General features: G+C 32.2%; 12 protein-coding genes and 1 other annotated feature (1 of these 13 only partly in view). Of the genes, 10 read left to right on the top strand and 2 right to left on the bottom strand.

The annotated features are described in order from the left end of the window. Positions 1–121 (top strand) — a binding site (T-box leader); it begins 137 nt to the left of the window's first position. A gap of 83 nt (positions 122–204) precedes the next feature. Then, complete coding sequence (lysS, locus tag AC0NJG_RS01580; RefSeq protein ID WP_474062783.1) at positions 205–1,767, top strand: lysine--tRNA ligase; 1,563 nt, start codon at positions 205–207, stop codon at positions 1,765–1,767. A 48-nt stretch (positions 1,768–1,815) separates the two neighbouring features. Here lysS and AC0NJG_RS01575 read toward each other — a convergent pair whose 3' ends face one another. Next, positions 1,816–2,244: a cell wall hydrolase gene (locus AC0NJG_RS01575; protein ID WP_087953673.1), complete on the bottom strand. Its 429-nt coding sequence runs from the start codon at positions 2,242–2,244 to the stop codon at positions 1,816–1,818. A gap of 156 nt (positions 2,245–2,400) precedes the next feature. On the opposite strand from AC0NJG_RS01575, the gene AC0NJG_RS01570 reads away from it, so the two are divergent. From AC0NJG_RS01570 to AC0NJG_RS01560, 3 genes are all read left to right on the top strand, one after another. After that, complete coding sequence (locus AC0NJG_RS01570; RefSeq protein ID WP_474062782.1) at positions 2,401–3,315, top strand: acetamidase/formamidase family protein; 915 nt, start codon at positions 2,401–2,403, stop codon at positions 3,313–3,315. Between the two features lie 126 nt (positions 3,316–3,441). Further along, positions 3,442–4,149, top strand: coding sequence for a response regulator transcription factor (locus AC0NJG_RS01565; RefSeq protein WP_143881146.1), 708 nt, complete (start codon positions 3,442–3,444; stop codon positions 4,147–4,149). Continuing rightward, positions 4,146–5,120 carry a sensor histidine kinase gene (locus AC0NJG_RS01560; RefSeq protein ID WP_143881147.1) on the top strand — a complete coding sequence of 325 codons (975 nt, stop codon included), beginning with the start codon at positions 4,146–4,148 and terminating at the stop codon, positions 5,118–5,120. The genes AC0NJG_RS01565 and AC0NJG_RS01560 overlap by 4 nt, the downstream gene beginning before the upstream one ends. Positions 5,121–5,364: 244 nt before the next feature. Here AC0NJG_RS01560 and AC0NJG_RS01555 read toward each other — a convergent pair whose 3' ends face one another. Then, on the bottom strand, positions 5,365–5,991 hold the full coding sequence (locus tag AC0NJG_RS01555) for a DUF6518 family protein (protein ID WP_000376247.1): 627 nt from the start codon (positions 5,989–5,991) through the stop codon (positions 5,365–5,367). 531 nt (positions 5,992–6,522) lie between these two features. Between AC0NJG_RS01555 and abc-f the strand changes: the two genes are divergently transcribed. From abc-f to AC0NJG_RS01525, 6 genes are all read left to right on the top strand, one after another. Beyond that, a complete protein-coding gene (gene abc-f / locus AC0NJG_RS01550) occupies positions 6,523–8,151 on the top strand; it encodes a ribosomal protection-like ABC-F family protein (RefSeq protein WP_474062877.1) in 1,629 nt (542 codons plus the stop codon). Positions 8,152–8,171: 20 nt separating this feature from the next. After that, on the top strand, positions 8,172–8,765 hold the full coding sequence (locus AC0NJG_RS01545) for a GNAT family N-acetyltransferase (protein WP_474062781.1): 594 nt from the start codon (positions 8,172–8,174) through the stop codon (positions 8,763–8,765). A 364-nt stretch (positions 8,766–9,129) separates the two neighbouring features. Beyond that, complete coding sequence (locus AC0NJG_RS01540; protein ID WP_474062780.1) at positions 9,130–9,630, top strand: DUF3267 domain-containing protein; 501 nt, start codon at positions 9,130–9,132, stop codon at positions 9,628–9,630. Between the two features lie 304 nt (positions 9,631–9,934). Further along, positions 9,935–10,705 (top strand): ABC transporter ATP-binding protein, encoded by a 771-nt coding sequence (locus AC0NJG_RS01535; RefSeq protein WP_000404258.1) that lies wholly within the window; start codon positions 9,935–9,937, stop codon positions 10,703–10,705. Continuing rightward, positions 10,680–12,611 (top strand): ABC transporter permease, encoded by a 1,932-nt coding sequence (locus AC0NJG_RS01530; protein ID WP_087953667.1) that lies wholly within the window; start codon positions 10,680–10,682, stop codon positions 12,609–12,611. Before AC0NJG_RS01535 ends, AC0NJG_RS01530 begins: the two co-directional genes overlap by 26 nt. A gap of 66 nt (positions 12,612–12,677) precedes the next feature. Next, positions 12,678–13,349, top strand: coding sequence for a lipoprotein BA_5634 family protein (locus AC0NJG_RS01525; RefSeq protein WP_474062779.1), 672 nt, complete (start codon positions 12,678–12,680; stop codon positions 13,347–13,349). The last annotated feature ends 24 nt before the right edge of the window (positions 13,350–13,373 follow it).

The following is a 13,373-nucleotide window of genomic DNA, read 5'->3' as shown; positions in this document are numbered from 1 at the left end:
ACGGGATCTCCCGTTATAGAGATAGGGTATAAGTATATTTTGCCGTACCTGAAGAGGTTAATATGGCGACATATTGACAAACTGAGGTGGTACCGCGAAGCTAACAACTCTCGTCCTCAAGATGAATAATCTTGGGGGTGGGAGTTTTTTTTATTGTATAAAACTGAAAATCTGAAAACAAAAAACAATTGAGGTGAGTAACATATGCATTGGGCGTATGAAGTAGCACACGAATTAATTAGAAAACATCCAAACAAAGAAACTTTTGTTTGCGCATCTGGAATTAGTCCATCAGGTTCTGTTCATATTGGGAACTTTCGTGAAATCGTAACGACTTATTTTGTTGTAAGGGCGCTTCAAGATTTAGGGAAAAAGACTCGGTTTATATTTTCATGGGATGATTACGACAGGTTTAGAAAAGTCCCTAAAAATATTGATTCATCTTTTGCGAAATATATTGGTATGCCATACTGTGATATTCCAGATCCATATGGTTGTCATAACTCCTATGCAGAGCATTTTGAAAAAGAGTTTGAGGAATCGCTTCAAGTATTTGGGATAGAAGTGGAATTCATATATCAACATGCTGAATATAGAAGCGGAAGGTATAACGAAAATATATTAGAGGCTTTTTATAAAAGAAAAGAAATATATGATATTTTAATAAAATTTAAAACGGGAGAGTGTAGTGAAGAAGAGCGAGAGAGTTTTTATCCAGCTACATTGTATTGTGAGAGATGCGGGAAAGATACAACAACGATTACACATTTTGATGAAGTATTAAAAACAGTTCGGTATGAATGTGAATGTGGAAATCAAAATGAATTATCTATACTAAATACAAATAATATGAAATTGAATTGGAAAGTCGATTGGCCGATGAGATGGATGATAGAGGATGTTGTTTTTGAGCCGGGCGGAAGAGATCATTCATCAGAAACGGGTAGTTATAATGTATCAAAAGAAATTGCGAGAAAAATATTCAATCGTGAAGCGCCTCATTACGTTGCTTACGATTTCATTGGTATTAAAGGGAATCATGAAAAAATGTCTAGTTCTTCAGGGAATAGTATTACACCTAGCGAGTTGCTAAAAGTGTATTTGCCCGAAGTGATTCTATTTATGTTTGCAAAATATAGGCCAGACGCAGCGTTTCATATCGGTCTTGATGAAGATGTGATTCGCAATTATACAGAGTATGAACGATTAAAAGATAGTTATAAAAATAAAACGCTCAAAAATGAAGATTTATTTGATGCAATTAAACTTTCTAGAGTTGATAGCGGATTTAAAGAATATCCGAAATTTAATCAAGTAGCAGGAACGTTGCCGTTATTAAATTTTGACTCATTTATTTTACAAGAGATATTAGAGAAAATAGATAGGAGCTATGCATTAGATGAAATGAGATCGATAAGTAATCGTGCAGAGTATTGGATAAGAAACTTTCAAGCTGAAAAATTAATTGCGGTAAATCAGGAGAAAAATAGAGAGTTTTACAACACATTAGATGAAAGACAGAAAGAATGGTTAGTAAAAGTTTGCAATATACTTCGTTCTAACAAAGATTACTCTAACTTAATGGAGCAATTGTATTCGATTTGCCATCATGAAAATAAAAAAATAATGAAAGAAAATCAAAAACAATTATTTATTATAATTTATAGGCTTATTATGAATCAGTCTAGTGGCCCACGTATCCCGTTATTAATACATGTTGTAGGAGTTGAAAAATTTATTACATTATTAGATTTAAAAAAAAGCTAAAAGAAACGCAAGTACTTAAAGGTCTAAGTACTTGCGTTTCAAATTTTGCTACCGTGAATACATTTTCGGACATTCATCACCACTAGGTTCATAAAAACAGTGGCTTTTAAATTGTCCTACAAATGGCTGGTTATACCATTCAGGTGGACAAGCACCAACTGGACGAAAATACCAGAGAGCCCATCGTGCTGGCCATCGCCATTCACCTTGTAAAACTTTTCTAGCAATATCTTTTTCTGATTCACGAGCGCGTTGATAAAAATATCCGTATTGCACTGCTTCAAATCCACCGGGACTTTGATATACTGCATCACGTACAGTTCGAATTTGTTTAAAATCTAAGCAATCACAAAATACACGATTAACTACTACGCAGCCAACCAGTTGTTCACCTTGCCGACCTTCTCCTTCAGCCTCAGCACGAATTAAACGAGCTAGCAAATCAACATCGCTTTCATTATATGGAATAAGGGGCATAGTACAACCACCTTTCTTTACCTGTTATAGTAAAGAGTGTATGTATGAAAATAAGCTAGGTGCTTTTCTATATGTAAATTTATTAATTTTTTAACAGGAGCTTTTACGAAAAAAGCTAATTAGTAATTGTAGATTAATATAAAGAGGAGAGATAATATGTATCGAATTCAGAAAGAACATATCATTTACGCAATGTCACCAGAAAATAAACCATGTATGGAAGTGGAAATTGGGAGTCGCCTTATATTTGAAACATATGATTGCTTTGAAAATCAAATTGATCCTGAAGATGTTGTGTTTCAAGAATTAGATTGGAACCGTATTAATCCAGCGACTGGCCCGGTATATATTAATGGTGCAGAACCTGGTGATATATTAGTTGTTACGATTGAAAAGATAAAAATTGCAGAGAAAGGCGTTTTAACTACAGGTGCAAATCTTGGTGTAATGGGTGAAGAGCTACATGAAAATACAGTGAAAATTGTCTCAGTACATAATGAACATGTTTTGTTTTCAAATGAACTACAAATCCCGATTAATCCAATGATCGGTGTAATTGGTACTGCGCCGAAAGAAGAGAGCATTTCATGTGGCACACCGCATGATCACGGTGGGAATATGGATTGTAAAGAGATACAAGAAGGGACAACATTATTATTACCTGTAAATGTTCCTGGTGCTCTATTAGCATTAGGTGATTTACACGCAGCGATGGGTGATGGTGAAATTGGTGTTAGTGGAGTAGAGGTTGCTGGTGAGGTGACGGTAATAGTTCAGATTATAAAAGGAAAGAAATGGCCACTACCAATGGCTATCCAAAATGAAAAAGTAATGACGATTGCTTCAGAGAAATTGCTAGATGATGCAGCGAATCGCGCTGTACGTAATATGGTGACATTTTTACATGAAGAATTAGAAATGTCTAAAGCTGATGCCACTCTTTTATTATCAGCTGCCGGCGATTTAAAAGTTTGTCAAGTGGTTGATCCGCTGAAGACTGCTCGAATGGAATTAGGGATGAATTATGTGGAGAAATTGGGGTTTACTATGAGTGAATTCCATATTAAATAAGAAATGATAGAAGAAGGATGCTTTTGTATAAAAGTATCTTTTTTGATTTACGGATTATATAAAAAAAGGTAGTATTTATTTTATATAGTTGAATATAAGATTGTGGGTCGAAAAAGGAGTAAACACATGGTTAAAATTATGATTGTAGAAGACGATATGAAAATTGCAGAACTATTATCAACACACGTTGCGAAATATGGGTATGAAGGAATTATTGTATCGGATTTTCAAAATGTATTAAATATTTTTTTAGAAGAACAACCAGAGTTAGTTTTATTAGATATTAATCTACCGAGTTTTGATGGGTACTATTGGTGTCGTCAAATTCGCGGAGTTTCTACATGTCCGATATTATTTATTTCAGCCCGTGAAGGTACAATGGATCAAGTTATGGCGCTAGAAAACGGTGGCGATGATTTCATTTCAAAGCCATTCCATTACGAAGTTGTAATGGCTAAAATTCGAAGTCATTTAAGACGTGCTTACGGAGATTATGCACCGAAAATAGAAGAACGGATGGTTGAACAACATGGTCTTTGTTTATATCCTGAAAGGCTTGTATTGAAGCTTAAGAATCAAGAAATTGATGTAACGAGAAATGAAGCTATTTTATTAGAAATGTTAATGAAAAATTATCCGCGTGTTGTGGGTAGGGAAGTGTTGTTAAATAAATTATGGGATAGCGAATCTTATGTTGATGATAATACATTGAGTGTAAATACAACGCGTGTGCGAAAAAAGTTAAAAACGTTACATATTGAGGATGCGATTGAAACGATTCGTAGTGTTGGATATAGATTGCATATTACTTGGGATACAGGTATAGAAAAATGATAAAGCTGTTTATACGTGATCATATACCTCTTATTTGTTTTACATCAATCCAACTACTATCCATATTTCTCGTATATTGGTTTGATGGACATAAGCATATCGCGACGGCATTGTATGCAATGTTTTTAGGTGCCTTTTTTATGGTAGGCTATTTAGTATTTCGTTACTTTACTCATCGTACTTTCTATGAACGATTAGCAAACCCGATGCAATCTTTAGATGAATCGGTTCAAAAATCTGATTTTGCAGCTATATCTGCTGCTCTTCAAGACTTGCTTGAGGTACAATATCGCCATTATCAAAATCAACTCCAGATACAAGAGAGAAAAAATAATGATCATTTAACTTTTATGAATCAGTGGATTCATCAAATGAAAACACCTTTATCTGTAATAGAATTAATTACACAGGATGAAGTGGATCCACGTTTTGAAAGTATAAATGAGGAAACAGATAGGCTGAAAAAGGGATTAGAGATGGCACTGTATGTCGCACGTTTAGAAGCATTTACACAAGATTTTTATGTGGAAAGAGTACAATTACATAAAATAGTGAATGATTCTGTGCATGAACATAAACGCTTCTTTATCCGGAATTTTGTATATCCAGAGCTTAAAATTGATAAGGACATTACAGTAGAAAGTGATGCGAAATGGTTACAATTTTTAATTGGACAAATACTATCAAATGCGATTAAATATTCATCTGGTAGTAGAGAGAAGATTAAAGTAAGAGCTTGTAAGGAAGGTAATAATGTTATACTTGAAATTGCCGATAATGGTGTAGGAATACCGAAGCAAGATTTACCAAGAGTGTTTAAACCTTTCTTCACAGGAGAAAATGGTAGAGATTTTAAAGAATCAACTGGAATGGGGCTATATCTCGTATATGAAATTACGAAGCAATTAGGACATAGTGTAGAAATCCATTCAGAAGTTGGTAAAGGTACCGTTGTACGTATTAAATTTTAAATGTGTAAAATGACTCAGGCTAAACAACTTTTGAAATAAGTTTTTTAGCCTTACTTTATATGGATTAAATGAAATGATATAAAAGACTGGTATGATTCTAATAAAAGGTCGTGTAAGTATGTGTAATGACACAATAATAAATAAGGCTGTTAAATGAGAGGGTTTTAATAATTTATTAATATATAAATAGTTTTTTATAAGAAAAAAGCTAGCTCTTTGAAAGAGCTAGCTTTATGAATTTTAATTAAGTAAACAAACTTAATAATTTATATCCAATTAATCCTAAAATAGTGATAGGAACCATCATTAAGAAAGAAGAAATTCGATTAGCATTAGAGCGTTCTAATACAAGAATCAAGATAATCCCGACTATGACTTCGGTATATCCAACAGGTAACATGTGATTATAGTCTTCAAAATTTAAAAGAATGTGAAGTCCATCTGTTACAAAAACTCCACCAATAAGTGCACTTCCTAATTTATGAAGTGGATTTGTAGTATCTTTCCATAGAAAACCTGCAATTCCAAAGATAGTTCCTCCAATGAATGCACATGTTATCCATACAGAAATAAAATAAATAGAATGAGATACATTTTTAAATATTATTGCATAACCATAGTAGCCTAGTACCATACCGAGTAGTGCAAGGATACCAGAAAGTATAGCTGTACGCTTAGAATAACTAAAGCTAGCCACAAAAAAGGATGGAACTAACCAAACGCTTCCTAGGTTAGCTAATGAATTCCAATGTCCTGGAAGTATACCTTGCCCCAATTTCGTTAGTATACCAACAAGTATCCCTACTATAATCGGGAGGATAAAAATCCTTACAAACATATTTAACTTTGTGATTTCTAATGTCCTGTCCATAAATTCAATCCTTACATTAATATTTTCTGTAAAGATATAATAGCTTATTACAAGAGGATAATCAATAAAAATTTATCGAAAAACAATAAGTGGTTATTGGATAACGAATAAGATTTTGTTTTTATATAAAAATTATTACTGGGGAAATCTAAAGGACGTATTGCAATCAATGTAATTTGTGCTTATTCAACATGAAGTTAAGGAATGATAAATAAATCTAAAAGAAAGCAATCTTTTTAACGGCACATATAATTGCATTTACTCATACAGTACTAGTATGGTACAATATGGTTATTAACGACGGAAAGGAATGATGGGTGGACGATGATTAACTAATCTTATTTTTAAATGTTGAAATTCAATATATTTCAATTTCTAAAAAATAGGATTAGTCTGCCCAATTTCCATACAAAGGTATTGCTATTTATGTTGTACAATAGCCTATTTGGGTATAAATATTTTAATGACTAATCCTGCCAAATTTATTTGGGAGGATTTTTTTATTCTTCCTTAATGAAAGGGATCGGTATTATGAAAGAATTATTAAAATTAAATGATGTTTATGTTGAAATAAAGGAAAATACTTTGTTAGAGAAAATGAATGTGACAGTAAGACAAGGGGATGTTATCGGATTAATCGGCAAAAATGGGGCTGGTAAATCAACGTTACTTCAATTAATAAATGGGAAGATTGAACCATCAAAAGGTACTGTTGAATGGATGCAAATGAATATGACAACAGCATATGTTGAACAAGAAAAAGAATCTTTCGTTAGTAAGGATATAATTGCAAAAGAGGCGGAACTTCTTGCGAAATGGGGTGTGCCAACGAATGATTTTCTTACTTTAAGTGGTGGTGAAAAGCTAAAAGTTCGATTAGCAAAAGGATTTGCTGAAAATCCTAATGTCTTAATATTAGACGAACCGACAAATCATCTAGATGAGATGAGTACGGAATTTCTTATTAAACAAATAAAAAATATGAAAGGTACAGTTATCGTCGTATCGCATGATCGATATTTTTTAGATGTTGTCGCGACTAGAATATGGTCAATTGAGGATAAGAAATTAATTGATCATAGCGGTAATTATACAAGTTATATGAAAGCACGTGAGCATAAAAGAATGACGCAGCAGCGTGAATATGAAAAACAACAAAAAAAGATAGAACAAGTAGAAACTCATATAAAAGAACTAAGTTCATGGTCACAAAAGGCACATGCGCAGTCTACAAAACAAGAAGGAGTTAAAGAATTTTATCGTGTAAAAGCGAAGCGCATGGATGCACAAGTGAAGTCGAAACGAAAACGTCTCGAAAGAGAGCTAGAGAAAACGAAGGTAGAACGTGTGAAAGAGGACTATTCAGTTGACTTCTCTATTCAAGCGAGTAAAAAAGTAGGGAAACGTTTCTTAGAAGTAAAACAATTGCGGAAAGAATTTAATAATCGGACATTATTTGAAAACGTTAATTTTACCATTCAGCACGGTGAGAAGGTTGCGATTATTGGGCCTAATGGTAGCGGGAAAACAACTTTATTGAAGATGATCATGGGAAACGAAACTGCTAAAGGAGAAGTATGGATTTCACCATCAGCAAACATCGGTTATTTAACACAAGAAGTATTTGATTTACCACTTGATAAAACACCAGAAGATTTATTTTATAAAGAGACATTTGAAGAAAGAGGAAAAGTCCAAAATTTAATGAAACATTTAGGGTTTGAATCGTCCCAATGGAAAGAGCCGATTCGATATATGAGTATGGGCGAACGAGTGAAATGTAAGCTAATGGCTTATATTTTAGATGAAAAAGATGTACTTATTTTAGATGAACCTACGAATCACCTTGATCTTCCTTCACGTGAACAGCTTGAAAATACATTAGCTGAGTATAATGGTACACTCGTTATCGTTTCTCACGATCGATATTTTCTGGAGAAAACAACTAATACAAAACTGGTGTTTGTAAACAATACGATACAAAAGCAACTTGAAGAACCTACGAAAACAAGAGATGAAATTGAAGAGCTACGTTTAACATTAGAAACAGAGAGGCAAGAAGTATTAGGTAAATTAAGCTTTTTAACTTCTAAAGATAAAGAATATAAAGCACTGGATGAACGATTTAAGGAACTTACGAAGCAGATTAAGGAACTTTAATGTAAGTAAGGGGGATTAACATGGGAGAAGAGAGTTTGACTAAGTTATTTAGAATAGATTGTGGAGATCTATACCTACAAGAGTTTACGGTCCATGATGCAGAGAGTATTTATCAAATAGCAAATCAACCGGAGATAGAAAAATTTTTACCGGACTGGAAATCAACGAAAGAACAACGAATTGTTTGGATTGCAAATTATGAAACACCTGCAAACAAAGCGTTTCTTGATGCTGTAAGAACTACGAATAACATAGATGACCATATATTAAAGCTAGGAATATTCAAGAAATCGACTAATGAATTTGTTGGATGGTGCTGCACAGGTATGAAAGACGAACTTCCTTCACCAAATAGAGAAATTATGTATGCTGTTTCAAGTGAATATCATAATAAAGGTTATGCGACGAAAGCGACAAAAAGCTTGATTAATTATTTGTTTAAAAATACAAATGTAGATGTCCTTAACGCAATTGCAGTAATAAACAACGCACCTTCAAATAAAGTTATTGAAAAATGCGGGTTTATTTATTTGAGTCAACAGACGATAGAAAATCAAATTTATAATCATTATGTATTGAGTAAATCCGTATGGATAAAAAATAGTGCTCTTTAAAAGGAGCGAGAATGCAAAAAAAGCTTAGAGCTAAAACTCTAAGCTTTTTTACATTTTGTGCTTTTCACCAAAAACAGATGTATCAAGTTGTACAGGCAAGAACCATTTTATAAACAACATATTCGAAAAGGGGTTTGGAAAATTTTGTCGAATGTATTCATCTGTGAAAACACTAAATTTTTACTCGAATTATTCTGTAAATGAATTACTTTAAGCTTTAATAAAAGCATAAAGGGAAAAAAGAGTTTGTAACTAAAATTAACGGTAAAGTTTTAGTGGAGTACATTTCTTAAAGTATGAAATAGTTTAAAAAAGGGGGAGAAAGCATATTATAATTTGGTTTCGTAACTTACCACAAATAAGTATGGATTTATCAGAATGGAATCCTTTTATACAGAATAATTGGCATAGGAAACATTATATGAAGTTTGTATATGTACTTCAAATCATTATTTTTCTAATTCCGAATTATTTTGGAGTAAGTTTCACTGATCTTAATATATTTTATCTTATCATCATAGGCATTTTGGTCTTCATTATTCATGAATGTCTACATATTATTGTCATAAATAATAAAGGTGATATTAGCTTAACCCGTAGTGGAATATTTTTTTGGCTAAATACGAATGCAATTCTATCCAAAGCGAGATTTTGGACATTTATGAGTTTACCTATTATTGTACTATCGGTCATTCCGGCCATTATATCATCTTTTGTATCAGGCAATATTAAATCAATCTTATTATTTGTATGTTGGATAAATTCAATAATTTCTGCTTCAGATATATACAATTCTTTGTTAATTGCAATGAAACCGAAGCACTCAATTTTTTGTAGAGGGTATTATAAAGTGAAAGAGAATTAAAATGGTGAGTCAAATACATTTCAATTAAAGGCGTAAGTTAAAAATATAACTTTGGGAAGGAAAAGATCGATAAAGTAATCGGTCTTTTCTTTTTCGTATAATAAAGATAGGATATTGTATTTCCTACCACTATACAATTATTATAAGATAGTTATGCGTTAATTTTAATTTGTAAATAGTGTTATTATCAGTTTTTTTAGAAATCTTACAAGCGTGTAAGATAAATGAAAGATGAATCAATATGAGCTATAAGAGAATTCATTTACACTCTATTGTGAGAAGTGCAAATGAAGGGAGAATAGAAATGGAAATTTTACATGCGAAAAATATTAGTAAAGTATATAAAGGGAAAATACCTTTTAAAGCATTAGTAGATATTGATTTATCAATTCAAGAAGGTGAATTTATAGGGATCATGGGGCCATCTGGTAGCGGGAAAACAACGTTATTAAATATGGTATCTACTATCGACTCTCCAACATCGGGAGAAATAGTAATAAATGGTACGAATCCTTTCCAGTTATCATCTGAAGATTTGGCTTTATTCCGTAGAAAACAATTAGGATTTGTATTCCAATCATTTAATTTACTTAGTACGCTTACAGTGAAGGAAAATATCGTATTACCGATGACATTAGATGGTGTTTCTGTGCAAGAAATGAATAAACGAGTAGAAGAAATTGCAGAGAAATTAAATATTACAGATATATTAAGTAAAAGAACGTTTGAAATTTCAGGGGGACAAGCTCAAAGAACAGCAATTGCTCGTGCAATTGTTCATAAGCCGCAATTATTACTTGCTGATGAACCGACCGGGAATTTAGACTCTAAATCTTCAAATGATGTAATGGAGATGCTGGATACGCTTAATAAGGAAGAAAAGGCAACGATGATGTTAGTTACACATGATCCGTATGCTGCGAGTTTTTGCAGTAGAGTAATATTTATTAAAGATGGTCAACTATATAACGAAATTTATTGTGGTGAAAGCAGACAAGCCTTTTATCAAAAGATTATGGATGTTCTTTCTTTGTTAGGAGGGAAAAGGCATGACTTTTCGTCAGTTCGCATTTAATAATATTTTTCGAAATAAGCGTACATATGCTGCCCATTTTTTAAGTAGTGCATTTTCGATTATGATTTTCTTTACATATGCCCTTTTATTATTCCATCCTGATTTACAGGGGGAGTTGAAATCGACAAGTAAAACAATAAGTACATTTGGTACATTAGGATTTCAAATATCCCAAGGTTTGATTTTTGTCTTTTCATTTTTCTTTATTTTATATTCAGTGAGCTCGTTTTTAAAAACGCGTAAGAAAGAATTTGGCATTTTAATGATGCAAGGTATGTCAATGAGACAGCTTAAGCAGCTATTGTTAATTGAAAATATGTTAATCGGACTTGGTTCGATTTGTATTGGGATCCTCATTGGCCTCATATTTTCTAAACTAGTTTTACTAATCAGTGCCAGTGTATTAATGATTAGTAATGGTTTACCTTTTTATATACCAGTGCAGGCTGTATTATTAACAGTTTTCACGTTTCTTGTCTTATTTTTAATCGTTTCGTTAGTTACATTTAAAACGGTTAAAGTAACCGAACTTGTGGAACTTATTCAAGCTGGAGAAAAGCCAAAGCCTGAACCGAAAGCTTCAATAATATTATCGTTACTTTCTTTAATTAGTATAGGGTATGGATATATTTCAGTATTTCGCTTTATTCAAAATCATAGTTTTATCATGCTCGTAATGGGTGTGCTCTTAGTAATTATAGGAACGTACTTTTTATATACACAATGTAGCGTTTATATATTGCATCTTGCGAAAAGGAGTGAATTTTTCTTTTTAAAGAGAACAAATATATTAACGTTTTCAGAATTAATTTACCGTATGAAAGATAATGCAACTATGTTTTTTATAGTGTCTATTATTTCAGCAGTTGCTTTTACAGCAATTGGAACTACCGCTGCTATTGGGAATAAAGAATTGGTAAGAATGACAAACCCATATACGTTTCTTTATATAGGTCCTGAAAAAGACAAAGTGGTGGATAAACATCTCTCTATTATAAAAAAACATCTTGCTGATGCGAATATTCCATATCGAACAGCTTCATCTTCTTATAAATATACAGAAAGTAATGTATATGTAATGAAATTAAGTGAATATAACGAACTTGCGAGAGCGCTAGGGTATCAACAAGAAACGATTGAAAAAGAAGATGAAATATTACTAATCCCTGGAATGGTATCACAAAAACAAGAATTTAAAAATGGTGACTATAAAAAGAATATTGAAGTCATTGAAGGAGATTGGATAAAGACATTTCGTGTGAAAAAAGCTGTAGAAAATTTAGTTTTACCACATGATACTAGCGGTATTTTTATCGCGGTTCAAGATCGTGTATATGATGGTATTCCTTTTAATATCAATCAAGATGATGTAGTTATTCAACATCGTACATACGGATTTGTTGTAGATGACTGGATAAAGACGAAAGAAATTTCAAATCAATTAAATAGTATATTCAATGCAGATGCAAGAGAAGGTAATTTCTATTTTCAAGCTTTGACTTTAAGTTTGTTAGAGGCAAAACAAACGAATGGATTATTACTTATGGCAAGTGTTTTAGTTGGAATCGTCTTCTTCACATTTGCCGCTAGTTTTATTTACTTCCGGTTATATACTGATTTGGATCGGGATCAACAACAATATAAAATGATTTCGAAAATGGGATTAAGTAAGCGAGAGTTGAAAAAAGTTGTAACGAGACAGTTATTATTAATGTTCTTTTTACCGATTACCATTGCAGTAATACACACAGTGGTTGCTTATATGGCATTGCAACAATTAGTCGATTTTTCTATTTTAAATAGTTCTATTATAATTTTAATTTCATTTATCTGTATACAAGTTTTATATTTCTATATAACTCGTTGGCGTTATTTACAAAAGCTTTATAAAACTATGGAACAGTAGGGAATATGAGTAAGTAAGACTGCATAAAAGCATGTAAAAACAATTTGATTTATGAAAGGAACTGTGATGAAGAAAATATTATCTATTTTCATTTTAAGTATATTAATGTTAATAAGTTTAAGTGCATGCTCTAAAAATGAAAACAGATTTCCAGCTAACGGTGTATTAATCATTGGAGATGAAAATAATACTTTATCAATTATGAATCGTTATCAGGAAATTACGAAAGAAAATGAAGTGTTTTCTGTAAAAACGGGTACATTCGGAAATGGACAAGTTTTAATTTTAAATGAATCTACAGCACAAGCGTTGATTAAAACAAAGGTTTTTCGTGAAAGAGAGAATGGATCCAAATTTAGACCTATAGATACGTTACCTAAGTTACCAAAAGAAGGCTCGATTTTGTTAGCACAAGAAGATGAAAAAAATTTAAAAAGTATTGAATTAGAAGGAAAGGAGTTTACTGTTAAATACGGTAGTGATGCTTGGATAGGTAACACTCGTAAATATCCAACACAAGCGTATGTAATTGTAGCAAAAGATAGTGTGTATAAAGAATTAAAAGCAAATGAAACGAAAATGCATCTTCTCCACCTGAACAAGTCTTTAGGTGATGAAAAACCTAAAATGTCGACAGATAATACATTAATAAATGAAAAAGTAAAAGTAGAAAAGTTAATTAAAGATCATCAAGGAGAAGTATCATTTCAGTTTGTAACGATTGGAGAAAAATCTTAAAAAAGAGTTCGAGGTTGATAGAAA

The sequence above is a fragment of the Bacillus sp. SSR7 genome (genome assembly GCF_055902415.1).
Note: the sequence above shows the minus strand (reverse complement) of the source record. Positions and strands in the feature narration are given on the sequence as shown.

Excerpts from the sequence above, each read along its gene's own strand:
- lysS (WP_474062783.1), top strand. The coding sequence starts at position 205 with ATGCATTGGGCGTATGAAGTAGCACACGAATTAATTAGAAAACATCCA.
- AC0NJG_RS01575 (WP_087953673.1), bottom strand. The coding sequence starts at position 2,244 with ATGCCCCTTATTCCATATAATGAAAGCGATGTTGATTTGCTAGCTCGT.
- AC0NJG_RS01570 (WP_474062782.1), top strand. The coding sequence starts at position 2,401 with ATGTATCGAATTCAGAAAGAACATATCATTTACGCAATGTCACCAGAA.
- AC0NJG_RS01565 (WP_143881146.1), top strand. The coding sequence starts at position 3,442 with ATGGTTAAAATTATGATTGTAGAAGACGATATGAAAATTGCAGAACTA.
- AC0NJG_RS01560 (WP_143881147.1), top strand. The coding sequence starts at position 4,146 with ATGATAAAGCTGTTTATACGTGATCATATACCTCTTATTTGTTTTACA.
- AC0NJG_RS01555 (WP_000376247.1), bottom strand. The coding sequence starts at position 5,991 with ATGGACAGGACATTAGAAATCACAAAGTTAAATATGTTTGTAAGGATT.
- abc-f (WP_474062877.1), top strand. The coding sequence starts at position 6,523 with ATGAAAGAATTATTAAAATTAAATGATGTTTATGTTGAAATAAAGGAA.
- AC0NJG_RS01545 (WP_474062781.1), top strand. The coding sequence starts at position 8,172 with ATGGGAGAAGAGAGTTTGACTAAGTTATTTAGAATAGATTGTGGAGAT.
- AC0NJG_RS01540 (WP_474062780.1), top strand. The coding sequence starts at position 9,130 with ATGGATTTATCAGAATGGAATCCTTTTATACAGAATAATTGGCATAGG.
- AC0NJG_RS01535 (WP_000404258.1), top strand. The coding sequence starts at position 9,935 with ATGGAAATTTTACATGCGAAAAATATTAGTAAAGTATATAAAGGGAAA.
- AC0NJG_RS01530 (WP_087953667.1), top strand. The coding sequence starts at position 10,680 with ATGACTTTTCGTCAGTTCGCATTTAATAATATTTTTCGAAATAAGCGT.
- AC0NJG_RS01525 (WP_474062779.1), top strand. The coding sequence starts at position 12,678 with ATGAAGAAAATATTATCTATTTTCATTTTAAGTATATTAATGTTAATA.